The sequence below is a fragment of the Variovorax sp. LjRoot84 genome (genome assembly GCF_964254305.1).
GTDB lineage: Bacteria > Pseudomonadota > Gammaproteobacteria > Burkholderiales > Burkholderiaceae_C > Variovorax.
In genome coordinates this window covers 413,233-438,322 of sequence record NZ_CAXUTE020000001.1, presented here as the reverse complement: position 1 = coordinate 438,322, position 25,090 = coordinate 413,233, and the positions used below count along the sequence as shown (strand labels likewise).

34 protein-coding genes are annotated in these 25,090 nt (G+C 68.0%); 4 read left to right on the top strand and 30 right to left on the bottom strand.

Annotated features, from left to right (window positions below):
• Positions 1-76: 76 nt before the first annotated feature.
• The 7 genes from ACSQ9I_RS02300 to ACSQ9I_RS02270 form a co-directional block, all read right to left on the bottom strand.
• Complete coding sequence (locus tag ACSQ9I_RS02300) at positions 77-1,120, bottom strand: NADP-dependent oxidoreductase (protein WP_436312134.1); 1,044 nt, start codon at positions 1,118-1,120, stop codon at positions 77-79.
• Between the two features lie 88 nt (positions 1,121-1,208).
• Positions 1,209-2,663, bottom strand: a complete 1,455-nt coding sequence (locus ACSQ9I_RS02295) for an aldehyde dehydrogenase (RefSeq protein WP_436312133.1) — start codon at positions 2,661-2,663, stop codon at positions 1,209-1,211.
• Positions 2,664-2,692: 29 nt separating this feature from the next.
• Positions 2,693-3,412, bottom strand: a complete 720-nt coding sequence (locus tag ACSQ9I_RS02290) for an ABC transporter ATP-binding protein (protein WP_436315696.1) — start codon at positions 3,410-3,412, stop codon at positions 2,693-2,695.
• Positions 3,413-3,480: 68 nt separating this feature from the next.
• The gene (locus ACSQ9I_RS02285) at positions 3,481-4,233 is read right to left on the bottom strand and encodes an ABC transporter ATP-binding protein (RefSeq protein ID WP_093104812.1); all 753 of its coding nucleotides are present in this window, start codon (positions 4,231-4,233) and stop codon (positions 3,481-3,483) included.
• Complete coding sequence (locus tag ACSQ9I_RS02280) at positions 4,226-5,140, bottom strand: branched-chain amino acid ABC transporter permease (protein WP_436312132.1); 915 nt, start codon at positions 5,138-5,140, stop codon at positions 4,226-4,228. Before ACSQ9I_RS02280 ends, ACSQ9I_RS02285 begins: the two co-directional genes overlap by 8 nt.
• Positions 5,137-6,012 carry a branched-chain amino acid ABC transporter permease gene (locus ACSQ9I_RS02275; RefSeq protein WP_436302530.1) on the bottom strand — a complete coding sequence of 292 codons (876 nt, stop codon included), beginning with the start codon at positions 6,010-6,012 and terminating at the stop codon, positions 5,137-5,139. Before ACSQ9I_RS02275 ends, ACSQ9I_RS02280 begins: the two co-directional genes overlap by 4 nt.
• A 1-nt stretch (position 6,013) precedes the next feature.
• On the bottom strand, positions 6,014-7,204 hold the full coding sequence (locus ACSQ9I_RS02270; protein ID WP_436312131.1) for an amino acid ABC transporter substrate-binding protein: 1,191 nt from the start codon (positions 7,202-7,204) through the stop codon (positions 6,014-6,016).
• A 165-nt stretch (positions 7,205-7,369) separates the two neighbouring features.
• On the opposite strand from ACSQ9I_RS02270, the gene ACSQ9I_RS02265 reads away from it, so the two are divergent.
• Positions 7,370-8,326: a helix-turn-helix domain-containing protein gene (locus ACSQ9I_RS02265; RefSeq protein WP_436312130.1), complete on the top strand. Its 957-nt coding sequence runs from the start codon at positions 7,370-7,372 to the stop codon at positions 8,324-8,326.
• Here the strand turns inward: ACSQ9I_RS02265 and ACSQ9I_RS02260 are convergent.
• The 10 genes from ACSQ9I_RS02260 to ACSQ9I_RS02215 form a co-directional block, all read right to left on the bottom strand.
• Positions 8,301-9,596: a HAMP domain-containing sensor histidine kinase gene (locus ACSQ9I_RS02260; RefSeq protein ID WP_436312129.1), complete on the bottom strand. Its 1,296-nt coding sequence runs from the start codon at positions 9,594-9,596 to the stop codon at positions 8,301-8,303. The two genes, ACSQ9I_RS02265 and ACSQ9I_RS02260, sit on opposite strands and share 26 nt — an antisense overlap.
• Entirely contained in the window at positions 9,593-10,279 is a 687-nt protein-coding gene (locus ACSQ9I_RS02255) for a response regulator transcription factor (RefSeq protein WP_093105423.1), read from the bottom strand. The genes ACSQ9I_RS02260 and ACSQ9I_RS02255 overlap by 4 nt, the downstream gene beginning before the upstream one ends.
• A gap of 68 nt (positions 10,280-10,347) precedes the next feature.
• Positions 10,348-10,818, bottom strand: coding sequence for a DUF4260 domain-containing protein (locus ACSQ9I_RS02250; protein ID WP_436312128.1), 471 nt, complete (start codon positions 10,816-10,818; stop codon positions 10,348-10,350).
• Positions 10,811-11,272 (bottom strand): Spy/CpxP family protein refolding chaperone, encoded by a 462-nt coding sequence (locus tag ACSQ9I_RS02245; RefSeq protein ID WP_093104796.1) that lies wholly within the window; start codon positions 11,270-11,272, stop codon positions 10,811-10,813. Before ACSQ9I_RS02245 ends, ACSQ9I_RS02250 begins: the two co-directional genes overlap by 8 nt.
• Before the next feature lie 102 nt (positions 11,273-11,374).
• A complete protein-coding gene (ptsP, locus tag ACSQ9I_RS02240; protein WP_436312127.1) occupies positions 11,375-13,183 on the bottom strand; it encodes a phosphoenolpyruvate--protein phosphotransferase in 1,809 nt (602 codons plus the stop codon).
• Positions 13,180-13,449, bottom strand: a complete 270-nt coding sequence (locus ACSQ9I_RS02235; RefSeq protein WP_436312126.1) for an HPr family phosphocarrier protein — start codon at positions 13,447-13,449, stop codon at positions 13,180-13,182. Before ACSQ9I_RS02235 ends, ptsP begins: the two co-directional genes overlap by 4 nt.
• Positions 13,418-13,873, bottom strand: a complete 456-nt coding sequence (locus ACSQ9I_RS02230) for a PTS sugar transporter subunit IIA (protein ID WP_093104787.1) — start codon at positions 13,871-13,873, stop codon at positions 13,418-13,420. Before ACSQ9I_RS02230 ends, ACSQ9I_RS02235 begins: the two co-directional genes overlap by 32 nt.
• A complete protein-coding gene (locus ACSQ9I_RS02225; RefSeq protein WP_436312125.1) occupies positions 13,870-15,129 on the bottom strand; it encodes an MFS transporter in 1,260 nt (419 codons plus the stop codon). The genes ACSQ9I_RS02230 and ACSQ9I_RS02225 overlap by 4 nt, the downstream gene beginning before the upstream one ends.
• Positions 15,126-15,656: a hypothetical protein gene (locus ACSQ9I_RS02220; RefSeq protein ID WP_436312124.1), complete on the bottom strand. Its 531-nt coding sequence runs from the start codon at positions 15,654-15,656 to the stop codon at positions 15,126-15,128. The genes ACSQ9I_RS02225 and ACSQ9I_RS02220 overlap by 4 nt, the downstream gene beginning before the upstream one ends.
• Entirely contained in the window at positions 15,656-16,360 is a 705-nt protein-coding gene (locus ACSQ9I_RS02215) for a DUF4197 domain-containing protein (RefSeq protein ID WP_436312123.1), read from the bottom strand. Before ACSQ9I_RS02215 ends, ACSQ9I_RS02220 begins: the two co-directional genes overlap by 1 nt.
• A gap of 13 nt (positions 16,361-16,373) precedes the next feature.
• On the opposite strand from ACSQ9I_RS02215, the gene ACSQ9I_RS02210 reads away from it, so the two are divergent.
• Positions 16,374-16,871 carry a TlpA disulfide reductase family protein gene (locus tag ACSQ9I_RS02210; RefSeq protein WP_436312122.1) on the top strand — a complete coding sequence of 166 codons (498 nt, stop codon included), beginning with the start codon at positions 16,374-16,376 and terminating at the stop codon, positions 16,869-16,871.
• A gap of 9 nt (positions 16,872-16,880) precedes the next feature.
• Here ACSQ9I_RS02210 and ACSQ9I_RS02205 read toward each other — a convergent pair whose 3' ends face one another.
• Positions 16,881-17,321 carry a c-type cytochrome gene (locus ACSQ9I_RS02205; protein WP_436312121.1) on the bottom strand — a complete coding sequence of 147 codons (441 nt, stop codon included), beginning with the start codon at positions 17,319-17,321 and terminating at the stop codon, positions 16,881-16,883.
• A 152-nt stretch (positions 17,322-17,473) separates the two neighbouring features.
• Here ACSQ9I_RS02205 and ACSQ9I_RS02200 point away from each other — a divergent pair, with 152 nt between their 5' ends.
• Both ACSQ9I_RS02200 and ACSQ9I_RS02195 read left to right on the top strand, forming a co-directional pair.
• Positions 17,474-18,187 carry a cytochrome b/b6 domain-containing protein gene (locus ACSQ9I_RS02200; RefSeq protein WP_436312120.1) on the top strand — a complete coding sequence of 238 codons (714 nt, stop codon included), beginning with the start codon at positions 17,474-17,476 and terminating at the stop codon, positions 18,185-18,187.
• Positions 18,184-18,765 (top strand): GNAT family N-acetyltransferase, encoded by a 582-nt coding sequence (locus tag ACSQ9I_RS02195; protein ID WP_436312119.1) that lies wholly within the window; start codon positions 18,184-18,186, stop codon positions 18,763-18,765. Before ACSQ9I_RS02200 ends, ACSQ9I_RS02195 begins: the two co-directional genes overlap by 4 nt.
• A 12-nt stretch (positions 18,766-18,777) precedes the next feature.
• Here ACSQ9I_RS02195 and ACSQ9I_RS02190 read toward each other — a convergent pair whose 3' ends face one another.
• The 12 genes from ACSQ9I_RS02190 to ACSQ9I_RS02135 all read right to left on the bottom strand — a co-directional run bounded on the left by ACSQ9I_RS02190 (position 18,778) and on the right by ACSQ9I_RS02135 (position 25,082).
• A complete protein-coding gene (locus tag ACSQ9I_RS02190) occupies positions 18,778-19,284 on the bottom strand; it encodes a peroxiredoxin (RefSeq protein WP_093104760.1) in 507 nt (168 codons plus the stop codon).
• Positions 19,285-19,356: 72 nt separating this feature from the next.
• Positions 19,357-19,626 carry a 30S ribosomal protein S17 gene (gene rpsQ / locus ACSQ9I_RS02185; RefSeq protein WP_093104757.1) on the bottom strand — a complete coding sequence of 90 codons (270 nt, stop codon included), beginning with the start codon at positions 19,624-19,626 and terminating at the stop codon, positions 19,357-19,359.
• Positions 19,627-19,635: 9 nt separating this feature from the next.
• Positions 19,636-19,893: a 50S ribosomal protein L29 gene (rpmC, locus tag ACSQ9I_RS02180; RefSeq protein ID WP_436312118.1), complete on the bottom strand. Its 258-nt coding sequence runs from the start codon at positions 19,891-19,893 to the stop codon at positions 19,636-19,638.
• 15 nt (positions 19,894-19,908) lie between these two features.
• The gene (gene rplP / locus ACSQ9I_RS02175; RefSeq protein ID WP_028250943.1) at positions 19,909-20,325 is read right to left on the bottom strand and encodes a 50S ribosomal protein L16; all 417 of its coding nucleotides are present in this window, start codon (positions 20,323-20,325) and stop codon (positions 19,909-19,911) included.
• 28 nt (positions 20,326-20,353) lie between these two features.
• Positions 20,354-21,280, bottom strand: coding sequence for a 30S ribosomal protein S3 (gene rpsC, locus ACSQ9I_RS02170; RefSeq protein WP_093104748.1), 927 nt, complete (start codon positions 21,278-21,280; stop codon positions 20,354-20,356).
• A 15-nt stretch (positions 21,281-21,295) separates the two neighbouring features.
• The gene (gene rplV, locus ACSQ9I_RS02165) at positions 21,296-21,628 is read right to left on the bottom strand and encodes a 50S ribosomal protein L22 (RefSeq protein WP_019657678.1); all 333 of its coding nucleotides are present in this window, start codon (positions 21,626-21,628) and stop codon (positions 21,296-21,298) included.
• Positions 21,629-21,637: 9 nt separating this feature from the next.
• Entirely contained in the window at positions 21,638-21,916 is a 279-nt protein-coding gene (gene rpsS, locus ACSQ9I_RS02160; RefSeq protein WP_007838132.1) for a 30S ribosomal protein S19, read from the bottom strand.
• A gap of 11 nt (positions 21,917-21,927) precedes the next feature.
• Positions 21,928-22,752 (bottom strand): 50S ribosomal protein L2, encoded by an 825-nt coding sequence (gene rplB / locus ACSQ9I_RS02155; protein ID WP_093104747.1) that lies wholly within the window; start codon positions 22,750-22,752, stop codon positions 21,928-21,930.
• Positions 22,753-22,754: 2 nt separating this feature from the next.
• The gene (gene rplW, locus ACSQ9I_RS02150; RefSeq protein WP_170855568.1) at positions 22,755-23,081 is read right to left on the bottom strand and encodes a 50S ribosomal protein L23; all 327 of its coding nucleotides are present in this window, start codon (positions 23,079-23,081) and stop codon (positions 22,755-22,757) included.
• A 5-nt stretch (positions 23,082-23,086) separates the two neighbouring features.
• Complete coding sequence (gene rplD / locus ACSQ9I_RS02145; protein ID WP_093104745.1) at positions 23,087-23,707, bottom strand: 50S ribosomal protein L4; 621 nt, start codon at positions 23,705-23,707, stop codon at positions 23,087-23,089.
• Positions 23,708-24,388, bottom strand: a complete 681-nt coding sequence (gene rplC / locus ACSQ9I_RS02140; protein ID WP_126838203.1) for a 50S ribosomal protein L3 — start codon at positions 24,386-24,388, stop codon at positions 23,708-23,710.
• A gap of 184 nt (positions 24,389-24,572) precedes the next feature.
• The gene (locus ACSQ9I_RS02135) at positions 24,573-25,082 is read right to left on the bottom strand and encodes a hypothetical protein (RefSeq protein ID WP_436312117.1); all 510 of its coding nucleotides are present in this window, start codon (positions 25,080-25,082) and stop codon (positions 24,573-24,575) included.
• Positions 25,083-25,090: the final 8 nt, after the last annotated feature.

Here is a 25,090-nt window from a genome sequence, read left to right as displayed (position 1 = left end):
GCCGGGCCGCCCCAAGGCGGGCTGCGGCCCCCTCGGGGGGCAGCGAGCACACGCAGTGACAGAGCGTGGGGGCCATTTACTCTGCGACCTTGAGCACCAGCTTGCCGAAGTTCTGTCCGGTGAACAGGCGCGTCAACGCTTCCGGGAAAGTGTCGATGCCTTCGACCACGTCCTCGCGGCTCTTCATGCGGCCGTCCTTCAGGTAGACCGCCATCTCGGCCACCGCCTCGTGGTAGCGATCGGCATAGTCGAAGACGACCATGCCCTGCATGCGCGCCCGGTTCACCAGCAGGCTGAGGTAGTTCTTCGGGCCTTGCGCGGGTGCGCTGTTGGCGTTGTTGTACTGGCTGATCGCGCCGCAGATGATGATGCGCGCGCCCCGCGCGAGCCGCGCCAGCGCGGCGTCGAGGATCTCGCCGCCGACGTTGTCAAAGTAGATGTCGATGCCCTTGGGGCAATGGGCCTTCAGGCCGTCGCGCACGGCCGAGGGGCCGGCCTTGTAGTCGATGCAGGCATCGAAGCCGAGCTCCTTCACCACCCAGTCGCATTTCTCCTGGCCACCGGCGATGCCGACCGCGCGGCAGCCCTTGATCTTCGCGAGCTGGCCGACCGTCTGGCCGACCGCGCCGGCGGCGCCCGAGACGACGACCGTCTCGCCCGGCTTCGGTTGGCCGATGTCCATCAGGCCGAAGTAACCGGTCATGCCCGGCATGCCGAGCACGTTGAGCCACTGGTTGATCGAACCCGCACGCAGGTCGATCTTGGTGAGCCCGTTGCGCTTGATGTCCTCCTGCGGAATCAGGATGTATTCCTGCACGCCGAGCGTGCCGTAGACCGTGTCGCCGACCGCGAAGGCCGGGTTGCGCGAGGCCGTCACGCGGCCGATGCCGCCGGCGCGCATGACGGCGCCGATCTCGACCGGCGGGATGTAGCTCTTTCCCTCGTTCATCCAGCCGCGCATCGCGGGGTCGAGCGAGAGCGACAGGGTCTTGACGAGGACGCCGCCTTCGGCCGGTTCGCTGACCGGCTCGGTCGTGAACTGCCAGTTGTCGCGGGTGGCCTGGCCTTCGGGGCGCTTGGCGAGGCGGACCTGGCGGTTGGTGAGGGTGCTGCTGCTCATGGGCGTGTCTCCTGCTGCTTGTCTGCGGGAGCGCATCGTAGCCCCGCCCCCCGCGCAGGCCGGTAGCGCAGGCGACACGACGCGTAGCCTAGAACGGGTAGTGCCGCGGCGTGGTCTGCACCGTGAGCCAGCGCAGCTCGGTGAAAGCCTCCACGCCGGCCTTGCCGCCGAAGCGCCCGTAGCCCGAGGCCTTGACGCCGCCGAAGGGCATCTGCGCCTCGTCGTGCACGGTGGGCCCGTTCACATGGCAGATCCCGGCCTCGATGCGGCGCGCCACGTTCCAGGCCCGCGCGACGTCGCGCCCGAACACGGCCGATGAGAGGCCGAACTCGTTGTCGTTGGCGGTGGCGACCGCCTCCTCGACGCCGCGCACGCGCACGACCGCCTTCACCGGCCCGAAGGATTCCTCGCGGTAGATCTGCATCTCGCGCGTCACATGGTCGAGCACCGTGGCCGGCATCAGCGTGCTGTCGGCGCGGCCGCCGCACACCAGCGTGGCGCCCTTGGCGAGCGCGTCGTCGATGAGCGCGTTGCAGCGCGCCACCGTGCTCTTGTCGACAACCGAGCCGAGCACCACCGGCCCCTCGCGCGGATCGCCCAGCGGCAGGCTCTGCGCCTTGGCCGCGAACTTGGCGACGAATTCGTCGGCGACGGCCGCGTCGACCACGATGCGTTCGGTCGACATGCAGATCTGGCCCGAGTTGGCGAAAGCGCCGAAGGCGGCCGCGTTCACCGCCGCATCGATGTCGGCATCGTCCAGCACCACCAGCGGCGCCTTGCCGCCGAGTTCGAGCACCGCCGGCTTCAGGTATTTGGCACAGGTCTGCGCGATGATCCGGCCGACCTTGGTCGACCCGGTGAAGTTGACGCGGCGCACCGCCGGATGCGCGACCATGGCCTCGACCACGGCGCCCGCATCGGCCGGCGCGTTGGTGATGAAGTTCAGCACGCCCGGCGGCAGGGCGGCCTCGTTGAGCGCCTCGACGATCAGCGCATGCGTCTGCGGGCACAGCTCCGAGCCCTTCAGCACCACCGTGTTGCCGCAGGCCAGCGGCGTCGCGATGGCGCGCACGCCGAGAATCACCGGCGCGTTCCACGGCGCGATGCCGATCACCACGCCGGCCGCCTGCCGCACGCCCATCGCCAGGCTGCCCGGTACGTCCGAGGGAATGACCTCGCCGCCGATCTGCGTGGTCAATGCGGCGGCCTCGACCAGGATGCCGGCCGCGAGATGGACATTGAAGCCGGCCCACATCGCCGAGGCGCCGGTCTCGCGCGCCATGGCCTGCACGAAGGCATCGGTGCGCGCCTCGAGCGCCTGCGCGGCCTTCAGCAGCAATGCGCGACGCTCGCCGGGGCCGGTCTGCGACCAGCTTGCAAAGGCCTGCGCCGCGGCATCGACCGCGACGATCGCATCGGCGGGCGTGGCCGCGGGCGCGACGGTGGCGACGCTGTCGTCCAGCGGATTGCGGCGCTCGAAAGTGGCGCCGCTCGCGGCCGAGCGGCGCTCGCCATCGACGAGCATGGAAATGGTGACGGTCATGCGAAGGTCCTCCAGAAGGGGAAAGGGGTTCAGGCCACGCCGAGGTAGGCCTGGCGGATCACGTCGGAGTCGAGCAGCGTCTTCGCGTCGCCCGAAGCGACGACGCGGCCGCGTTCGAGCACGTAGCCGCGGTCGGCGGCCATGAGCGCCTTGCGCACGTTCTGCTCGACCATCAGCACCGTCACGCCCTGGGCCGCGATGCGGCGCACGATGGCCAGCAGCTCGTCGACCATGCGCGGCGCGAGGCCGAGCGAGGGCTCGTCGAGCATCAGCAGGCGCGGGCCGCTCATCATCGCGCGCGCCACCGCCACCATCTGCTGCTCGCCGCCGCTCATGGTGCCGGCCAGCTGCGTGGCGCGCTCCGCGAGGCGCGGGAAGTCCTCGAAGGCACGCGCCAGGCGCTCGCTGCGCAGCCGCGCGGGCGCGAGCCAGGCACCGAGTTCGAGGTTCTCGGTCACGCTCATCTGCGGGAAGAGCTGCCGGCCTTCGGCGACCAGCGCGAGGCCCTGGCGCACGCAGGTCGTGGCATCGTTCGAAGGCAGCGCCGCGCCGTCGAGCAGAACTTCGCCCGCGCGCGGCAGCAGCCCGGCGAGCGCCTTGAGCAGCGTGGTCTTGCCGGCGCCGTTGGGGCCCAGCACGACGGTGATCCCGGGCAGCACATCGAGATCGAGGCCCTGGATGACCTGGAAGCCGTGGTAGCCGGCCGCCAGCCCACGCACGCGCAGTTCAGCGGTGCATGCCGTCCCCACGCTCGGCACTCGCGTGTCCTCGCTGCCCCCCGAGGAGGCCTTCGCGCCTTGGGACGGCCCGGCGGCGCTCACTGCGCCTCCATCTCGTCGCCCAGATAGGCCTCGACCACTTCGGCATTGCGCACCACGTCGGCCGGCGATCCATCGGCGATCTTGCGGCCCTGGTGCAGGACCAGCACGCGCTCGACGTAGCGCAGCAGCGTGGTCACCGCATGCTCGATCCAGACGACGGTGAGCCCATGCGCGTCGCGCAGGCTGCGGATGCGCCGCGCCATCGCATCGACCTCGGCTTCGGTCAGGCCTGCCGCCACCTCGTCGAGCAGCAGCACGCGCGGCCGCGTGCCGAGCGCCATGCCGATCTCGAGCAGGCGCTGTTGCGAGGGCGTGACGTCCGCCGCCATGCGACCGGCCAGCGCGCCGAGGCCCAGCATGTCGAGAATGTCGCCCTCGCTCTTCAAACCTGCGAGCGGCGTGCGATGGCGCCCCGCGAACTGCATGCCGAAGCGCACGTTGTCGGCCAGCGTCATCTCGGCCATCACGCGCGGCGTCTGGAAGGTGCGCGCGATGCCGTGCGCCGCGTAGTGGTGCGGGCCGCGGCCGGTGAGATCGACGGTGCCCTGCACCAGCAGCTTGCCGGAGGTCGGCGCGATGACACCCGAGATGGCATTGAAAAAAGTGGTCTTGCCCGCGCCGTTGGGCCCGATGATGCCGACCAGCTCGCCCGCATGCAGCCGCGCGCTGACCGCGTCGACGGCCGTCAGTCCACCGAAGCGCACGGTGAGCTCGCGGGCTTCGAGCAACGGGATCACCGCGTCATTCATGGCGCTGCCTTTGCCACAGCGTCGCGAGGCCGTTGGGCAGGTACATCACGCACAGGATCAGCAGAAGCCCCAGCACCATCATGTAGCCGTAGGGCAGTTGCAGCCGCAGTGTCTCGGCCAGCAGGCTGAAGACGATCGCCGCGACGATCGGCCCGCCGATGCTGGCTGCGCCGCCGATCAGCGCGATCAGCACGGTCTGGAAACCGATGAAGGGACTGAACACAGCGGCCGGTTCGATGTAGGTCCAGCGCACCGCCATCGCGGCGCCGGCCGCGCCCGCGAAGGCGGCGGTGAGCGCAAAGCCCGCGATCTTGATGCGCCGCGTGTCCACGCCCAGCGTCTGCGCACGCTGCTCGTCGGCGCCGATGCCCGCGAGCGCGAGCCCGAAGCGGCTGCGCTTGACGAGGATCGCCGCCGCGATCGCGGCGCCGGCGATCGCGAGCACCGTGAGGTACACCGTCTCGTTCGAGGGCACCACCGTCAGCACGCGGCCCACGGTGCCCGAGACCTGCTTCTCGACGAAGGTGACGGCATGGCGGATCAGCTCGGTCATGCCGAAGGTCAGCACCGCGAAGTAGGTGCCGCGCAGGTGCAGCACGGCCGCACCCATCGCCACCGCGACCACGCTGGCGACCACAGCGCCGCAGAGGATCACGAGCGGCCAGGGCAGCACGCCCAGCAGCGTCGCGCTGGCGTACGCGCCGAGCCCGAAGAAGGCGGAGGTCGCCAGCGACAGGTAGCGCGTCGCGCCGCAGAACAGCGACCAGCTGCAGGCGAGCGCGATGTACATGAGGCAGCTCAGCGCGACCGCGCTCACGAAGTCCGAAGCCACCCACGGCACGCCGGCCGCGAGCAGCAGCCCGATGGAGAGCCACAGCCAGGGCCTGTTGGCGAGCACGGCCTTCATCGCGAGAACAATCCGTTGGGGCGCCAGATCAGGACGCCGATGAACACCGCATAGGACAGCAGCATCTTGAACGAGGGGCTCGTGAAGTGCATGCCCAGCGCCTCGACCACCCCCAGCAGCAGGCCGCCGACCAGGCTGCCCGCGATGCTGCCGAAGCCGCCGAGCGTGATGACGATCAGCGCGGTCACGGTGTAGGGCTCGCCCATCGAGGGCGAGATCTCGTAGGTCATCGACAGCAGTGCGCCGGCCACGCCCGAGAGCCCGAGGCCGATGCCGAACATCAGCGGATGCAGCCGCTTCGTGTTGATGCCCACCAGCTGCGCGCCGACGGGCGACTGCATCAGCGCGCGCACGGCCTTGCCCAGCAAGGTGAGCCTGAGCAGCGCGATGAGCACGAGGCTCAGGGCGAGCGCGATGCCGAAGAGCACCAGCTTGTTGACGGTGAAACGCATGTCCGCCACCTGCACGGGCTCGGCCAGGTAGTCGTAGCCGCGCAGGTCGCCGCCCCAGATCAGGAGCGCCGTGTTCTGCACGAAGAACATCAGGCCGAAGCCGACCATCAGGCTGCGCGCCTCGAACACTTCGACGCTGGGCGCGCGCGCCGCGACCTGGCGAAAGCACAGCCGGTGCACCGCCATGCCGATCCCCATCAGCACCACGAAGGCGACCGGCAGGAACACCAGCGGCGAGATGCCCCAGGCGGTGTGCGCCCACCAGGTCAGGAAGGCGCCGAGCATCAGGAACTCGCCGTGCGAGATGTTCATGATGCGCATCAGGCCGTACTGCAGGTTCAGGCCGATCGCGACCAGCGCATAGATGCCGCCCGTGATCAAGCCGCCGGCCAGGAGCTCGGCCCATCCAGTGAGGGACACGCTATTTCCAGGCCGGCTTCGGCATCAGTTGCGCGGTGGCGCGGTTCTTCGGCCACACCACCTCGAACTCGCCGCCCTGCCATTGCGCCACGGTGCCGGGGATGGACGCGTTCTCGCTGCCCTCGAAGCGCATCGACCCCAAGATGGTCTTGAACTCGTTCTTCGCGATCTGCTCGCGCAGCGCCTTGCGCTCCAGGCCCACCTTGGCCACTGCCTGCTGCAGGATCTCGAGCCCGGCCCAGCAATGGCCACTGGCCCAGCGGTCGGGCTCCTTGCCGAACTTCCTGGTATGCGCATCGAAATACGCCTTGGCCTCGGGGCTGGTCTTGGCGTTCCACGAACCCATGCCGATCACGCCCTCGGTGTTGGCCGCCATCACGTTCTTGTAGAGCTGGAAGGCGGTGCCGACGGAAGCGTAGAAGTACTTCGGATTGAAGCCGACCTCGCGCGCCTGCCGGCTAGCGAGGATGGTGTCGGGCGGGTAGGTGATGCCGATGAAGGCATCGGGGTTCAGGTCCTTCATCGTGCGCAGCACCGGCGCCAGGTCCTTCACGCCGAGTGGGTAGCTCTTGCGCTCCAGCACCTGGATGCCCGTCTTCTTGAGCGCGGCATTGAGGGCGGCGAAGTTCTCCAGCCCGAACAGGTCGTCCATGTAGACGATGGCGATGCTCTTCACGCCGTTCGCGACCAGCATGTCGACCAGCGCGCCCATCATCTTGTCGGGCTGCTGCAGCAGCGAGAAGAAGTATGGCAGCTGCATGTCGATCAGCTTGCGCGAGAGCGCGGTGGGCGCCAGCATCGGATAGCCGAAGCGATTGGCGAGCGGCGCGACGGCGAAGTTGGCGCCCGAGCCCCAGGGCGGCAGGATGAGGTCGACCTTGTCGCTGCCCATCAGCTTCTCGAAGGTGCGCACGCAGGTCTCGGTCTCGCTGCGGTCGTCGTAGCCGACGAGCTCGATGGGCCGCTTCGCGCCCTTCACAGACAGCCCGCCGGCGGCATTGACCTGCTCGGCCCACAGCAGGTAGTTGGGCTCCTGGCTGACCTGCGCGCCGGCCGCCCAGGGGCCGGTGCGGGCGATGGCATAGCCGATCTTCACCGGCGCGCCCTGCGCGAACAGGTGCGGCGCGACGGCGGCGGCGCCGACGGCGGTGGCGGCTTGCTGGATCCAGCGGCGGCGATGGGCGTCTGTCATGGCGAGTCTCCTTGCGGGCGTCGAGCTGCGTCCGATGCCCCGATCGTAGGAAGCGCGACTCTGCGCCGCTGTGCCGCCTGCGCACAAAGCATTTGACGCAGCGCGCACGCCGCTAGTGGTTAACCCGCAAAGCCCGCCAGCCGCAGCCCGCCAGACAATAGGCGCATGACCGCCTCCCTGCAGCTGTCGACCGACGAAGTTCCGCCGCGCGAGCGTGCGCCGGTCTGGCGCGAATGGGTCTGGCGCCATTTCGGCGGCCTCGATTCCGAGCTCTACGGCGACAGCGAGTTCGATGGCCACATCGCGGCGTCGCATGCCGGCGACGTGATCCTCACGCGGCTGGAAGCCAATCGCCACCGCGTGCTGCGCACCCCGCAGATGGCGCGCAGCAGCGAGGCCGCGTACCTGAAGATCGTCGCGCCCTGGCAGGGCTCGGCGGCGGTGACGCAGCGCGGCCGCGAGGCCTCGGTGCGCACCGGCGGCTGGACGCTCTACGACACCACCGCCGACTACACGGTGGCCAACCCAGAGCGCAGCGACCACCTGATCGTGATGCTGCCCAAGGACCAGCTGGCGGTGCCCGACCTGCCGCTGGGCGAGCTGGTGGCGCGCCGAGTGGGCGGCGCAAGCGGCATCTCGCGCGTGGCGCTGGAGACCATGCGCAACACCTACCTCGAGCTGCCCTACATGAGCGAGGCGGCGGCGCGCGGCGCGGGCGAGCTGATCATCCAGCTGGTGCGGCTGTCGCTGATGGAGCTGGCCGGCCAGGAAACGCCGCGCACCCAGCGCGAGGCGCTGAAGGACCGCATCCGCCAGCACGTGGCGCAGCATCTGCGCGATCCTGCACTTTCCATCGACGGCATTGCGCAGGCGCTGCGCTGCAGCAAGCGCCATCTGCACAACGCCTTTGCCGGCGACGAGGACACGCTGGCCGGCTACATCCTCCACCAGCGCCTGGCCTGCTGCATCCGCGACCTGGTGGATCCGGCCAACGCGGCACGGCCGATCACCGACATCGCACTGGCCTCGGGCTTTTCCAACCTCTCGCATTTCAGCCGCGTGTTCCGCGAACACACCGGCGGCAGCCCGAGCGAGTTCAGGCGCCAGGCAGCACGACGCTGACCGCGAGGCCCGGCTGCGCATTGCGCACGCGGAGCGTGCCGCCGTGCGCTTCGGCCACCAGCCGGCACAGGTACATGCCGAGCCCGACGCCGCCGGTCGCGCGCTGGCGTGCGCTGTCGGTGCGATAGAAGGGCTCGGTCAGGCGCTCGAGCTGCGCGGGCGCGACGCCGGGCCCGAAATCGCGCACTTCCAGTTCGATGCCGCCCTGCCCCGCCGCGCGCAGCGCGATGTGCGGCGGCTCGGCGGCTTCGGCGCCGTAGCGCAGCGCGTTGTCGAGCAGGTTGCGCACCAGCAGACGGATGCGCAGGCGGTCCAGCGCCAGTGCCGGCAGCCTGGAGGCCAGGTCGAGCACGACGCGCTTGCCTTCCGGGTGTTCGCCCGCCACCTCGCGCACCAGCGCCGCCAGATCCACCGGCTCGCGCTGCAGCGCCGCATGCGGGCTGGCCAGGCGCTCGCTTTCGAGCAGGTCGCTGATCAGGTCGCGCATCTCGGCCAGGTCGCGCAAGAGCGCGGCGCGTTCGGTCTCGCCTTCGGGCGTGGCCGGCAGCAGCTCGGCGTTGAGCCGGGCGCGCGTCAGCGGCGAGCGCAGTTCGTGGCTCAGCGCCAGCAGCAGCGCGCGCTTGGCGTCGAGCATGGCCTGGATGTCGTGCGCCATGGTGTTGATGCGCTGCGCCAGGTCGCCCAGCTCGTCGCGCCGGCGCAGCGGGATCGGCTGGTCGAAGACGCCGCGGCCGAAGCGCTCGGCGCCGGCGCGGATGTCGTCGAGCGGCCGCAGCAGCCGGCGCACATAGACGTAGGCGAGCACGATCAGGCCCAGCAGCAGCGCCAGCGTGATCCAGCCGATGCCGTGCGGCTCGCGCTGCCACGGCAGGGTGCCGAGGCCGAAGCTCACGCGGTGGCCGTCGGCGGTACTGCGCGTGAGCCAGTCGCCGCTGCGCGGGCCGAAGCCGCGCCAGCGGCGCTGGGGATGCGAATCCCAGTTGACCTTGGGGCCTTCGATGCGGATCGAGATCGGCAGCCGAAGCACCATCGCCTCGGCGCGCGCGACATCGGGCGGCGTGCCGAGCTCGGCCACCAGCCGGTCCATGTAGTCGGCGACCAGCGGCTGGGCCGCCTCGCGCCAGCCGCTGGAGAACGCACGCTGCATGCCGCTCAGGAACACGGCCGCCATCGCCATCGCGAGCAGCACGAACACCGTGATCAGCCGCAGCCGCAGCGAATGGCGCCACCGATGGCCCCACTGGCGCGGCGTGCCGTGCTTGCGCCTCACGGCGGGCCCTTGCCGACGGCGAGCGTGTAGCCCGCGTTGCGCAGGGTCTTGATGCAGTCCAGCGGCTCCAGTTTCTTGCGCAACCGGCTCACGACGATGTCGACCGCGCGCGTGTAGAGCTCGGCCTCGTGGCCGCGCAGGCGGTTGAGGATGTCGTCGCGGCTCCAGACCTTGCCGGGTTGGTCGGCCAGCAGCGCCAGCAGTTCGAACTCGGTGCCGGTCAGTTCCACGCGCTCGCCCTGGCGCAGCACCTCGCGCTTGTCGAGGTCGATGGACAAACCCTCGAACACGCGACGCTGCGTGGCCGCGGCCGGCGCCGGCGCGCGCTGGCGGCGCAGGATGGTCTGCACGCGCGCCACCAGCTCGCGCGGCTCGAAGGGCTTGGGCAGATAGTCGTCGGCGCCGAGCTCGAGGCCCACCACGCGGTCCATCACGTCGCCGCGCGCGGTCAGCATCACGATAGGGATGTCGCTCTCCTTGCGGATCTCGCGGCACAGCGCGAAGCCGTCCATCTCGGGCAGCATCACGTCGAGGATGGCGGCGTCGTAGTGGCCGGCGCGCAGCTTCGCGAGGCCTTCGCTCGGGCGCGTGACGCTCTCGAGCGCGCAGTCAAAACGCGCGAAGTAACTGGCCAGCGGCGCGGCGAGGTGCTCGTCGTCGTCGATCAGCAGGATGCGGGGCATTCCGCGATTGTGCATACCGGCGAACACATAGCTCGGGAATCAGCCCCGCCGGCATCGGATCGCCGTGCTCACCATGGGTCGGCGCGCCCGATGCGGCCAAGGTGCGTGGCACCGAACTCGTTGCCGTACTTGAGCCCATAACCGAGCGCACGGTCGAGGCCGATGTGTGCGCACCAGATCAGCCCGAGGGCCAGTGCGGCAGGCACGTCGCCGACGAAGCCCAGCACCAGCAGCGCGACCGGCCCGATGTACGAGTGCGCAGCGTTGTAGGCGATGGCGCCCACGCGCGGACCGCCGAGGTAGCCGAGGAAGGACAGATCGGGCAGCAGGAACAGCATCGCGAAGGCGCCCCAGCCCGCGCCCAGGTGCATGTAGGCGGCCACGGCCGCCGCGAGCACAACGAGGCCTTCGAGGCGCAGCACGATGCGCACGCCGCCCAGCGTGGCGCCGGACGACGAGCCTTCGATCGGGGCTTGCCGGGCCCAGGGCGCGCTCGGCGCCCGCGGTGCGACGAAACGCGGCGCAGATGCTTCAGCCATGGCGCCCCCAGCGACCGCGACGCTCCATGAACTCGCGCACCTTCTGCTGCTGTGCCGGGTTCAGGTTGTCGAAGAAGTCGGCCGCGGCCGCGATCACCTCGGGGCTGCCGACCTGGATGGCGGCGGTCTTGTCTTCCACCAGCTTCTTCGCTCGCTCCTGGTCGAGCTTGGCGCCGGCGAACAGGGCGCGGAACTCGGCGCGCGGATCGCCGCCGCCGCGCAGCGCGGCACGCTGGGCCTGCAGCTTCTCGGTCAGCACCGTGAGCTTCTGCTTCTGCGCGGCATCGAGATCGAGCTTGCTGCCCACGCGCTCGACCATCCTGGCGCGGAACTCGGCGCGGTCCTGCTCGGAAGCGCCGCTCCAGCCATGGCGATGACCGCAGCCGACCAGGCTGCCCGCGACGAGCGCCGCACCGGCGAAACCGAAAAGTGAACGTTTGAACCAGGGTTTCATGAGAGTCTTCCTTGAGAACTGATCGGACGTCGATCAGGAAGACTCGATGGTGCGATTGCGCCGCCGCGAAGTCCTTTCGCGGCGGTTTCGCCGTGTTTCGTTTTATTGCGGCGCAGCGGCCGGCGTGAGCGCGGCGGCCGGCTCCTCGGCCTCGAGCACCTGCTGCGCCCAGGCTTCGAGCTTGCTCGTGTCGGCGCGCAGCACCTCCTGCTTGACGGCCAGGATCTGCGAGGGGTGCATCGAGAAGCTGCGCAACCCCATGCCCAGCAGGAGCCGCGTGAACATGACGTCACCCGCCATTTCGCCGCACACGCTCACGCCCTTGCCCTGGCGCCGGCACTCGGCGATGGTATCGGCCACCAGGCGCAGCACCGCGGGATGGGCCGGGTCGTAGAGGTGCGCCACCGACTCGTCGGCGCGGTCGATGGCCAGCGTGTACTGGATCAGGTCGTTGGTGCCGATCGACAGGAAGTCGAAGTACTTCAGGAAGGTCTTGAGCGTGAGCGCCGCGGCCGGGATCTCGATCATCGCGCCGAGCTTCACGTTGCCGTGCACCACGCCGCGGTTGTCGAGCTCGGCGCGCGCGAAGTCGATCAGCGAGAGCGTCTGGCGAATCTCGCTCGCATGCGCGAGCATGGGGATCAGCAGATGGATCTCGCCGTGCGCGGCGGCGCGCAGGATGGCGCGCAGCTGCGTGAGGAACATGGCCGGATCGGCCAGGCTCCAGCGGATCGCGCGCAGGCCCAGTGCCGGGTTCAGATGCCCGTCGTCGCGCACCGACTTGCCGTCGAGCGGCTTGTCGGCGCCGACGTCGATGGTGCGGATCGTGACCGGCATGCCTTGCATGCCCTCGACCGCGCGCTTGTAGGCCTGGTACTGCTCTTCCTCGTCGGGCAGGCGCGTGAGGCGTTGCGCTTCGCGGCCCATGAACAGGAACTCGCTGCGGAACAGGCCGACGCCGACCGCACCGGCCTTGACCGCGCCGATGGTGTCCTCGGGCATCTCGATGTTGGCCAGCAGGTCGACGCGCTGGCCGTCCAGCGTGACGGCCGGCTTGTGGCGCAGGCGCGAAAGCCGCCCGCGCTCGAGGTCGTTCTGGCGCTGCTTGAAGCCGTACTCGGCCAGGATGATCGGTGAGGGGTCGACGATCACCACGCCGCCGTCGCCATCGATGATGACCCAGTCGTCCTGCCGAACCAGCTGGCTCGCGCTGCGCGCGCCGACCACGGCCGGGATGTCCATGCTGCGCGCGACGATCGCGGTGTGCGAGGTGCGGCCGCCGACATCGGTTACGAAGCCGGCGAACACGCTCTTCTTGAACTGCAGCATGTCGGCCGGCGAGAGGTCGTGCGCGATCAGCACCAGCGGCGCGTCGATGGCGTCGTTGGTGGTCGGATCGGCGTCGTCGTCCTCGGCCCTGCGCTTGCGCCGCGGCGGGGTCGGGGCCAGCACGGCGGCCGTGCCTTTCATGCGGTGCAGCAGGCGTTCGACCACTTGTTCGAGGTCGGCCTTGCGCTCGCGCAGGTACTCGTCCTCCATTTCGTCGAACTGGCGCGCGATCACCTCGAGCTGCGTGGTGAGCGCCCATTCGGCGTTGTAGAGGCGCTCGACGATCCAGTGCTTGACGCCGCCGGTCAGCACCTCGTCCTGCAGCAGCATCTGGTGCACTTCGAGCAGCGCCGCGAGTTCGTGCGGCGCGTCGTTCGGCCCCATCAGCGCGACGCTGGCTTGCAGCTTCTGCAGTTCCTCGGCCACCGCGTTGCGCGCCGTGCGCACGCGGTCGATCTCGGTCTCGATCTGCTCGGGCTTGATGAAGTAGTGAGCCACATCGATGCGGCTCGAGACCACGAGCACGGCACGTCCGATCGCAATGCCACGGGCGACCGGCAGCCCATGGACGGCAAAGGTCATTCGCCTTCTCCGAATTTGTCGTTCATGAGGGCAACGATGGCGTCCAGCGCCTCCTGTTCCCGTTCCCCGTCGGTTTCGATATCGACCGTCACGCCGATGCCCGCGGCCAGCATCATCACGCCCATGATGCTCTTGGCATTGACGCGGCGGTCGCCGCGCGCGAGCCAGACCTCGCACGGATAGCTGCCGGCGAGCTTGGTGAGTTTGGCCGAGGCGCGCGCATGCAGCCCCAGCTTATTGCTGATGGTCACGGATGTCTTCGTCACTGTGCTTTCTTCTTGCCTGATTCTGGGGTGCCGCCACCGCCACCTGCATCACGCCCGCGGTGCCGCCGGTGAGCGCGCGCTGCACCAGGGTTTCGAGCGGCTCGTTGCGGTAGCTCACCGCGCGCAGCAGCATCGGCAGGTTGACGCCGGCCACGAGGCGCGAGCGTACGCCGTCGACCAGCTTCTGCGCCACGTTGCAGGGCGTGGCGCCGAACACGTCGGCCAGCACCAGCACCTGCGAGCGCGGCGTGCGCTGCAGCTGGGCCAGCGTGATGCGCGCCGCTGCCAGGGTTTCGTCCGGCGACACATTGGGCAGCACGTCGAGCGCGACGACCGAGGCCTCGCTGTCGGGGAACACATGCAGCGCGCACTGCCGCAGCGCCTGGGCGAGCGGCGAGTGGGCGATGATGAAGATGCTATTCATGCGGGTCGGAGGGCAGTCCGTCGATTATGCGGGGGCGCCCACAGGAAGTAGAAATAAGACAACAAACAGCATCCCAGAAACAGGCCCAGCGCGCCACGGAAGGCGCCCACGGTGTCGAGGCCGGCGCGACCGAACAGGTCGACCAAGAGGCCGACGCCCCACTGAACCACGAAAACGCCGAGAAACACCACCAGGTTGTACGCCGAGAGGGCGCGCCCCGCCAGCGAGGCGGGCAGCGCCATCGCGACCGCGGGCTGGGCCAGCGCCACGACGGTCGAGCTGCAGAGGAAGATCGCCCAGGCCACGGTGCCCGCCGCGGGGCCGAGCACCAGAATGGCGGCCAGGGCCGCCATGGCGAGCGGCAGGCCCCAGCCGATCAGCCGGGCAGCGGCGATGCTGCGGCGCACCAGCCACGGGTTGGCGGCACCCCAGAGCCAGTAAGTGACGAGCATCGCGATGCTGATCCAGAACAGTGCATCCGCGGCCTGGGCCGACGCATAGCCGGCGACACGCGTGAGCCACGGGACGACCCAGAGCGTCAGCATGGCGACGAAGCCGCCGTAATTGAAGAAACCGATCGGCATGAGCTTGCGGAAAAAAGGATCGCGCCACACGGCGGCGTAGCCGGCGACCTGGCGAGGCGTCGCAACTTCCTGAACGTTCGCGGCGTGGGCGGCGTTGTCCCAGGTCGGCGCCGCCCAGGCGATCACCAGCATCGAAACCAGCACGCCGGCCGCGAGCAGCCAGAAAAGCGGCCGCCAGCCCACCAGCGGCATCAGCCATTGCACCGGCAGCGTGGCGGCGACCAGGCCGAGCGAGCCGATCATGAGCATCCAGGAGTTGCTGCGCAGCTGCAGCGCCGGGTCGAACCAGCGGCGGTAGCCGGTCAACGGCGCCATGAGGCAGGCGCTGACGCCTACGCCGGTGAGCACGCGCGCCGCCAGCAGCAGCCAGAACTGCGTCGCCATCGAAAACAGCAGGCAGCCGGCGACCGCCACCGCCAGGAAGCAGAGGATCACGCGCTTGGGGCCGTGGCGATCGAGCCAGTTGCCCATCGGCAGTTGCGTGAACGCGAAGCCGAGGAAATAGCCCCCCGCGAGCAAGCCGAGGTCGCGCGAATGGAGCTCGAAATCCGCCGTCAGCGTGGGCGACAGCGTGGCGGTGATGGCACGCACCAGCGTCGAGAGAAAGTAGGCGAAAGCAAAGGCCAGGAAGACCGCGGCGATCCGGCCGCGGCCTGCAAGAACGCCGCTCACGGAAGACGCAATCCCTCGAAAAAGATGGCGCGCGCCTCGGGCGAAGAAGGCTTGCCGAGCACGGTCGCCTGGTAGAGCGCCATCTTTCCGGCGCGCTGCTGGGCGAACCAGAGCACGTGGGTCGGCGCGCTGGCGCCGGCCTGGGTTTCGAGCCGCATGGGCCCGGGCGTGTCGGTGGCCCGGGGCAGCACGGCCGGCGCCTCGGCCATCGGGGCACCGGCCAGCTGCGTGCGCGTTGCCGCACGCCAGGCGCGCATCCAGGACTCGGCCTGCGCCGCATCGCTGGCCGCGGCATGCGCGACGGCGAATGTGGCACCGCCGGCCTCGCAACCGGTCACGTCGACGCTGATCAGCTCGGCGCCGAGCGGCAGCATGCGCGTCGCGCGGTCGGCCTTGCAAGGCAGGAGCGCGATCAAGCCGTCGTCCCCGATCGGGACTTCGCGCCAATTGAAGACCGGGCTGCAGGCGCCGAGGGCGGCAGCGGCCAGGGCGAGCGCCGCGAATCGGGGACGGAACGAAAAGAGCATCAACGCAATGCGCCGAACACCTTCTGCAGAATGGCGCTGCCGCTGCCGACCGGGTCCTGGCGGATCTTGCGTTCTTCCTCGCCGATCATGAGGTAGAGCCCGTCGAGCGACTTGCCGGTCACGTAGCGCTGGATGTTGGCGTCTTCCTTTTTCACCAGGCCGTAGCCGGCCGCCTTGCCGGCGATGCTGTTGTACTTCTCGGCCAGCTTGACCTTGACCGTGGCGTAGGTCACGACGGGCAGGAAGCGCTCGGTAAGCGGCGCGCGGGTCTTGTTGGCGAAGAACTGGGTGACCGAGGTGTCGCCGCCGACCAGGATGCCCTTGGCATCGGCCACGCTCATGGTGCGCACCGCATTCACCAGCAGGTCCTTGGCGGCCGGGACCGCCTGCTCGGCAGCGCGGTTCATCGCGGTCACGAGTTCGTCGATGCGGCCGCCCTGGCCCACCACGCGCAGCATCTTGGCCGCGTCTTCGAGGTAGCCGGGCAGCGGAATGCGGACCTTGGGATTGCCCAGAAAGCCGTCCTGCCGCCCCAGCAGGCTGACCGCCGCGGTGGCGCCCTTCTCGAGCGCGGCCTTGAGCCCCTTCGAGGCGTCGCCGGCGCTGAGATCGTCGATCGTCAGCGCATGAGCGTGCCGCATGGCCAGCAATGCCAGGGCGGCGGGCGCGGCCAGGAAGGCGGAACTAAAATCTCGGCGGTCCATCCATCGTTCTCCCATGAAAAAAATCATCTACGCCGCCGCTATCGCGATCGCCCTGGCCGTCGGCGTGGGCGTGTACCTGAGTACGGGAGTGTCGGCGGCGCCGGCATCGACCTTCGTGCTGCTCGACGGCAGCAAGAAGAGCACGGACGATCTTAAGGGCAAGGTCACGCTGGTCAATTTCTGGGCCACCAGCTGCGTCACCTGCGTGGCCGAGATGCCCAAGGTGATCGCCACCTACGACAAGTACAAGGCCCGGGGCTACGACACGCTGGCGGTGGCCATGAGCTACGACCCGCCGAGCTATGTGGTCAACTTCGTCGAAACCCGCAAGCTGCCGTTCAAGGTGGCGATCGACAACACCGGCGCGGTGGCGCAGGCCTGGGGCGACGTGAAGCTCACGCCCACCACCTACATCGTCAACAAGCGCGGCGAGATCGTGAAGCGCTATGTGGGCGAACCCGACTTTGCCGAGCTGCACAAGCTGATCGAGAAGCTGCTGGCCGAGGCCTGAGCGGCCTGATCAGTCCTTGCGGAAAGTGTCGTGGCACGACTTGCACGTGTCGCCCACCGATGCCATCGCGGCCTTGAGCGTATCCAGGTTGCCGGCAGCGGCGGGGAGCTTGCTGGTCTCGGCCATCAGCTTCTCGTTGAACTCCTTGAATTTCGGCTGCTCCTTCCAGATTTCCGGCTTGGCCTTGCCGCCCTCGGTCCCGGGGGCGAATCCGGCCCAGGGCAGCTTGGAAATCTCGGCCACCACCTGGGCATTGGCGACCGCTGCCGCCGCGTCATAGGGTGCGCGACCGCTGGCCATGGCGCCCAGGCGGGCCACGTGCTGGTTTTGGATGAACATCGCACTCTGGCGATACTTGATGGCGTCTTCTTTCTTGGCAAACTGGGCGATCGCAGGCAGGCAGAGCGCGGCACCGGCCGCAGCCAGGGTGAACGAGGCAAGGCGATTCATCGTGTTTCCTTGTTAGAAAGCGCCATGGGGCTGGCGCCGCGACAAGTGTCCAGGGGCTGGGCGAGCGCCGTGCATAGAGACAACCCGAAGGCGCGACGGCCGCGACTTTGCTAATCTGCGTTTCCCGCAGCCTCGCGCACCCCATCCTCCCGATGTCCGACACCTTCGAGCCCAGCACGCGCCGCGCGAGCCTGGGTGACGCCAGCGCGACCCGTACGCGGGTCTGGGACCTGCCGACGCGCGTGTTTCACTGGGCGCTCACGGCGGCGGTGATCAGCCAGGTCGTGACCGGCTTGGCCGGCATCATGGAGTGGCACTTTCGCGGGGGCTACACGGTGCTTTCGCTCCTGCTGTTTCGCCTCGTCTGGGGCTTCATCGGCGGGCGCTGGTCGCGCTTCGCTGCCTTCATCTATTCGCCCGGCTCGGTCATGAACTACCTGCGCGGGCGTGCTCACCCGGACCACCTCATCGGCCATTCGCCGCTCGGTGCATTCTCGGTTTTCGCGCTGCTTGCGATCCTGGCGCTGCAGGTCGCGAGCGGCCTGGTGGCCGACGACGAAATCACCGCGTCCGGCCCGCTCACACGCTTCGTCTCCGGCGCGACGGTGAGCCTGGCCACAGGGTGGCACACCACACAGGGCAAATGGACCGTGATTGCGCTGGTCGGCCTGCATGTGCTGGCGGTGCTCTATTACGTGCTCATCAGGCGCCGCCGCCTGGTGCGGCCGATGATCTCGGGTGACAAGCTGCTGGTGGACGGCAGCGCCGCACCGAGCCGCGACGATGCCGCCTCGCGGCTGCTGGCCCTGGTGGTGTTCGCGGTGTGCGCGGCCTTTGCGGCGTGGATCGCGTCGCTCAGAGCATGAGCTTCTCTGCTTCACGCCCCCTGCCCCTGGCGGACACGCCGGACATCGTGCTGATCACGCCCGACGAAAGGCAGGAAATCGAGGCGACGCGCGCGATCTTCAAGGACTACGCGGCCTCGCTGGGCATCGATCTGTGCTTCCAGAACTTCGACGAGGAGCTCGCCAATCTTCCCGGCGATTACGCGGAGCCGCGCGGCGCGCTGCTGCTGGCGCTGGTCGACATCAAGGACGCGGCCGCGATGGCCGATGTGCCTTTGATTCAACGGGCGCAGGGCGGCCTGGCCCATGTCGCCGGTTGCTGCGCGCTGCGCCCCCTGGACACGACCGACTATCCGAACGCGGCCGAAATGAAGCGGCTCTACGTGCGGCGCGCCTTCCGCGGCCTGGGGCTCGGCCGCCAGTTGGCCGAAGCCATGCTGGACGCGGCACGCGGCGCCGGATACGCCTGCGTGCTGCTGGACACGCTCGACGACATGGAATCGGCGCGGGCCCTCTATGAAGATCTGGGCTTCGAAGAGGTGCCGCCGTACTATCACAACCCCATCGCGGGGTCGCACTACCTCAAGGTGGATCTTTAAGCTCGCGAGTGCTCAGCCGCGTGCTTGTGCGAGCAGCGTGTCGGCGTCGCTGACCTCGAACTTGCCGGGCGCTTCGACGTTGAGCGTCGCCACCTTGCCGTCCTTCACCAGCATCGAATAACGGTTGCTGCGCACGCCCATGCCGCGCGCCGTCAGGTCCAGCGTCAGGCCGGTCGCATTCGCGAAGGCGGCGCTGCCGTCGGCCAGCATGCGCACCTTGGCGCCGGTCTTCTGGTCGCGCGCCCAGGCGCCCATGACGAAGGCGTCGTTGACGCTCACGCACCAGATCTCGTCGACGCCGGCGGCCTTGAAGTCCTCGAAGTGCTGCACGTAGCCCGGCACGTGCTTGGCCGAGCAGGTCGGCGTGAAGGCGCCGGGCAGCGCGAACAGCGCGATGGTCTTGCCTGCGGCCGCCTTGGCCACGTCGACCGGATTCGGCCCGATGCTGCAACCCTCGCCTTCGACTTCGGAATATTCCTGCAGGGTCGCGGGAGGAAGGGTGTCGCCGACTTTGATCATCTGAACTGCTCCTGAAAAAGAAAAACGGCCCACATTGTGGGCCGCTTTTGCTTTGGCTGTATCGCCGGGGGATCAGACCAGCACGGCCTTTTCGACCAGGCGGGTCACGACCCAGTTCTTCGACTTCGAGATCGGCCGGCTTTCGGTGATCTCGATGGTGTCGCCCATCTTGTACTCGCCCTTTTCGTCGTGGGCGTGGTACTTGCTCGTCTTGGCCACGATCTTGCCGTAGAGCTCGTGCTTCACACGACGCTCGACCAGCACGGTCACGGTCTTCTCGCGCTTGTCGCTGACCACCTTGCCGATCAAGGTGCGCTTGAGGGATTTTTTAGCTTCCGTCATGTTCACTCCTTACTTGGCGGCTTGGGTTTCTTGCTGCTGCTTCTGCGCAAGAATGGTCTTGGCACGCGCGATGTCGCGGCGCGTGACGCGCAGCGTCGACGTGTTCGACAGTTGTTGCGTAGCCTTCTGCATGCGCAGGCCGAAATGGGCCTTCTGCAGATCCTTGATTTCGGTCTGCAGGCCGGCGACGTCCTTGTCGCGCAGCGCTTGCGCCTTCGACGCCTTGGCCGGCGTGGCCGCGGCGTCCTTCTTCTTACGTGTTGCCATCAGTGTTCTCCTCGATCAGGCGCCGAGCTGGCGCGCGACGAAGGTGGTGCGCAGCGGCAGCTTGGCGGCAGCCAGGCGGAACGCTTCGCGGGCGAGTTCTTCGGGCACGCCGACGATCTCGTAGATCACCTTGCCAGGCTGGATTTCGGCGACGTAGTACTCGGGGTTGCCCTTGCCGTTACCCATCCGCACTTCGGCGGGCTTGTGGGAGATCGGCTTGTCGGGGAACACGCGAATCCAGATGCGGCCACCGCGCTTGACGTGGCGCGAGATCGCGCGACGAGCGGCTTCGATCTGGCGCGCCGTCAGGCGGCCGCGGTCGATCGACTTCAGGCCGAAGTCACCGAAGGACACCGCGTTGCCGCGGGTCGCGATGCCGGTGTTGCGGCCCTTTTGTTCCTTGCGGAACTTTCTGCGTGCAGGTTGCAGCATGTTTGTTACTCCGTGGATCTAAGAACGATCACTCGTTCTTGGCACCGTCAGCTGCTGCAGCTGGCGCGGGCTTGCGCACGCGCTTAACGGCGGGTTTCGAGTCTGCACCCGGTGCTGCCGGGGCACCACCAGTGGCTTCTGCGGGCTTGTCGCTGCCGTCGGCCGGAGCGACGTTGCCGCCGATCGGACCACGGGCACCGGCGCGCGGGCCGGGGCCGCGGCGGTCGGAACCGGGACGGTCGCCACCGGGGCGGCCATCGCGGCGCGGGCCACGCGGGCGGCGCTCTTCTTCGGGACGCGGCGTTTCGACGGCCGGCAGGTCGTTACGACCCAGCGTGTCGCCCTTGTAGACCCAGACCTTGACGCCGATGACGCCGTAGGTGGTCTTGGCTTCCGAGGTGCCGTAGTCGATGTCGGCGCGCAGCGTGTGAAGCGGCACGCGGCCTTCGCGGTACCACTCGGTGCGGGCGATTTCGATGCCGTTCAGGCGCCCGGCCGACATGATCTTGATGCCCTGGGCACCCAGACGCATGGCGTTCTGCATGGCGCGCTTCATGGCGCGGCGGAACATGATCCGCTTCTCGAGCTGCTGCGTGATGCTGTCGGCGATCAGCTGCGCATCGATTTCGGGCTTGCGCACTTCTTCGATGTTCACTGCGACCGGCACGCCCAGCTGCTTGCCGAGTTCGCGCTTGAGGTTTTCGATGTCCTCGCCCTTCTTGCCGATCACGACGCCCGGACGTGCCGAGTAGATCGTGATGCGTGCGTTCTTGGCGGGACGCTCGATCAGCACGCGCGACACGGACGCGTTCTTGAGCTTCTTCTTCAGGTACTCGCGCACCTTGATGTCTTCGGCCAGCATGCCCGCGAAGTCGCGGTTGCTTGCGTACCAGCGGCTGGACCAGTTACGGCTGACCGCGAGGCGGAAGCCGGTGGGGTGGATTTTCTGTCCCATATTTCTTCCAGCCTCTTAGTTGCCGACCGTCACGTACACATGGCACGTCGGCTTGCTGATGCGATTGCCGCGACCCTTGGCGCGCGCGGTGAAGCGCTTGAGCGTGGCGCCCTGTTCGACGTAGATGGTCTTGACCTTCAGTTCGTCGATGTCGGCACCGTCGTTGTGCTCGGCGTTGGCGATGGCCGACTCGAGCACCTTCTTGACGATCACAGCGGCCTTCTTCTGCGTGAACTGCAGGATGTTGAGCGCTTGATCGACCTTCTTGCCGCGGATCAGGTCGGCGACCAGACGGCCCTTGTCGACCGAAAGGCGGACGCCGCGGAGGACTGCACGTGTTTCAGACATGGTCGTTCCTTACTTCTTCTGGACTTTCTTGTCCGCGGGGTGCCCCTTGAACGTGCGCGTGAGCGCAAATTCGCCGAGCTTGTGGCCGACCATCTGGTCGGTGATATAGACAGGCACGTGCTGCTTGCCGTTGTGCACGGCAATGGTCAGGCCGATGAACTCGGGCAAGACCATCGAGCGGCGCGACCAGGTCTTGATCGGCTTCTTGTCCTTGGTCGTCACGGCCTTGTCGGCCTTGGCCACCAGGTGGTGGTCGACGAACGGACCCTTTTTGAGAGAGCGAGTCATTGTGCTGTCCCTTACTTCTTGCGACGCGACACGATGAAGACCTGCGTGCGCTTGTTGTTGCGGGTGCGATAACCCTTGGTGAGATTGCCCCACGGATCGACAGGATGACGGCCTTCGCCGGTCTTGCCTTCGCCGCCGCCGTGCGGGTGGTCGACCGGGTTCATCACCACGCCGCGAACGGTCGGGCGGATACCCATCCAGCGCTTCACACCGGCCTTGCCGAGCTGGCGCAGGCTGTGTTCTTCGTTGGCGACTTCACCGATGGTCGCGCGGCACTCGACGTGCACGCGGCGAACTTCACCCGAGCGCATGCGGACCTGGGCGTAGACGCCTTCGCGGGCCAGCAGCGTGGCCGAGGTACCGGCCGAACGGGCGATCTGCGCGCCCTTGCCGGGCTGCAGTTCGATGCAGTGGATCGTCGAACCCACGGGAATGTTGCGGATCGGCAGCGTGTTGCCGGCGCGGATCGGGGCTTCCGCACCGCTCAACAGCGTTGCACCTGCTTCCAGGCCGCGCGGGGCGATGATGTAGCGGCGCTCGCCATCGGCGTAGCACACGAGCGCGATGTGGGCGGTGCGGTTCGGGTCGTACTCGATGCGTTCGACCTTGGCCGGGATGCCGTCCTTGTTGCGCACGAAGTCCACCACGCGGTAGTGGTGCTTGTGGCCACCACCCTTGTGACGGGTCGTGATGTGACCGTTGTTGTTGCGGCCGGCCTTCTGGAACTGGGGTTCCAGCAGGGCAGCGTGCGGCGCACCCTTGTACAGGTGGTCCCGCGAGATCTTCACCGCGCCGCGCTGGCCCGGCGAAGTGGGTTTCATCTTGATGACGGCCATGATTAAGCGCCTTCCCCAACGAGATTGAGCTCTTGACCGGCCTTCAGCGTCACATAGGCCTTGCGAACGTTGTCGCGGCGGCCGACGGACTTGCCGAAGCGCTTGGTCTTGCCCTTGGTGTTGAGCACCGACACGCCCTGGACTTGGACCTTGAACATCAGTTCGACGGCGGCCTTGATCTCGGGCTTGGTGGCGTCCTGCAACACCTTGAAAGTGACTGCGTTCGACTTCTCGCCGACCATCGTGGCCTTTTCGGACACGATCGGGGCGACCAGAACGCTCATCAGACGACCTTCGTCGAACTGACGCTGCTGCGGAGTCGGGTTCATGCGGCTCATGCGAACATCTCCTTGAGCTTGTCGACGGCGCCCTTGGTGACCAGCACCTTCTTGTAGTGGACCAGCGACACCGGATCGGCGTAACGCGGCTCGACGACGAGCACGTTCACCAGGTTGCGCGAGGCCAGGTACAGGTTCTCGTCGACTTCCTCGGCGATCACGAGCACGGACTCGAGATTCATCGCCTTGAACTTGGCGGCCAGCGCCTTGGTCTTGGGCGAGTCGACCTTGATCGAATCGACCACGGCCAGACGGCCTTCGCGAGCGAGCTGCGAAAAGATGGAGGCCATGCCGGCGCGGTACATCTTCTTGTTGATCTTCTGCGAGAAGTTTTCGTCAGGCATGTTCGGGAAAATGCGGCCGCCCCCGCGCCACAGCGGCGAGGAAGTCATACCGGCACGGGCACGGCCCGTTCCCTTTTGCTTGAAAGGCTTCTTGGTCGAGTGCTTGACCTGTTCGCGGTCCTTCTGGGCGCGCGTGCCTTGGCGTGCGTTGGCCTGGAATGCGACGACGATCTGGTGAACCAGGTCTTCGTTGTAGTCACGGCCGAACACGGTCTCGGGGGCGTCGTACTTCGACGCGGCCTGGCCTTGTTCGTTCAGGAGTTCGAGTTGCATTTACTTCGCTCCTTCAGCCGCTTGCGGCTTGGCCTTGACGGCCGGACGCACGGTGACGAAGCCACCCTTGGAGCCCGGGATCGCGCCCTTGATCAGAAGCAGCTGGCGTGCTTCGTCGATACGGATGACGTCGAGGTTCTGGGTCGTCACGGTGACGTCGCCGAGGTGGCCCGTCATGCGCTTGCCCGGGAAAACGCGGCCCGGATCCTGCGCCATGCCGATGGAGCCGGGGACGTTGTGCGAACGGCTGTTACCGTGCGACGCCCGCTGCGAGCTCATGTTGTGGCGCTTGATGGTGCCGGCGTAGCCCTTGCCGATCGAGGTGCCTTGCACGTCGACCTTCTGGCCCACCGCGAACACGCTGGCCGCGGCAATCACGCCGCCGGCCTTGTGCTGACCTGCCGTATCGGCCGTCACGCGGAATTCCTGAATGATTTCGCCGGCTTCGACGCCAGCCTTGGCGAGGTGACCTGCTTCGGGCTTGGTGACGCGCGATGCCTTGCGCGAGCCGAACGTCACTTGCAGTGCGACGTAGCCATCGGTCTCTTGGGTTTTGATCTGGGTCACGCGGTTGTTGGACACATCCACCACCGTGACGGGAACTGCATCCCCGTCATCGGTGAAGAGACGCATCATCCCCACCTTGCGGCCCAGCAACCCGAGGGAGTTGCTCAGACTCATTGGTTTTTCTCCAAAACTCCCGCCGCTGCCACTTCAATTGGCGACAGCGTTTGGTATGCGGAAGAAGGTTAATAAAGCTCCGCGCAACGATCACCCCGAAAGGCGCAAGTTAGGCAGAGCCGAAGATTATAGCCCGCGAACGGCCGCCAGAGCAAGCGGCCGGACAGGAAGCGCGCAGCGCGCTCTATTTCACCGGCATCGGCCGGATCTTGTCGCCGTCGGGCGTCTGCTTGAGCGTGTCGCTCGCGGGCATGGCGGAAGCGGCCTTACCCACCTGCACGGGGACCGAGATGGCGCTGGTGGCACCGCGCTGGGTCGTGAACACATGGAGATAGCCGACGCCTTCGGCGCCAGGCACGACCTGGACCGTCAATGTCGTCGCCTGGCCGGCCGGCAGCGCCTGCGTTCCTCCGGCGCCGACCAGCGAGAGCCCCCCTTCGGCCGTCAGGCGGACCGAGGCGCCGGCGGGATCGGTGATGCCGTCGAAGCTCAGCACGACGGAAACCGCACTCCCGGCCTGCGGCGTACCGTCGACGCGATACTGGACGGAAACGCCGGAGCCGTTCGACTTTGCCGGCGCCGCGGTCATCTTGGGCGCACTGCGCTCCGGCTTGCTGTCGGCGCAGGCTTGCAAGGACACGCCCATCGCCAGCGACGCGACGACGATGGCTGCCAAGCTGCGGTGTGCACGCATGGACGCGC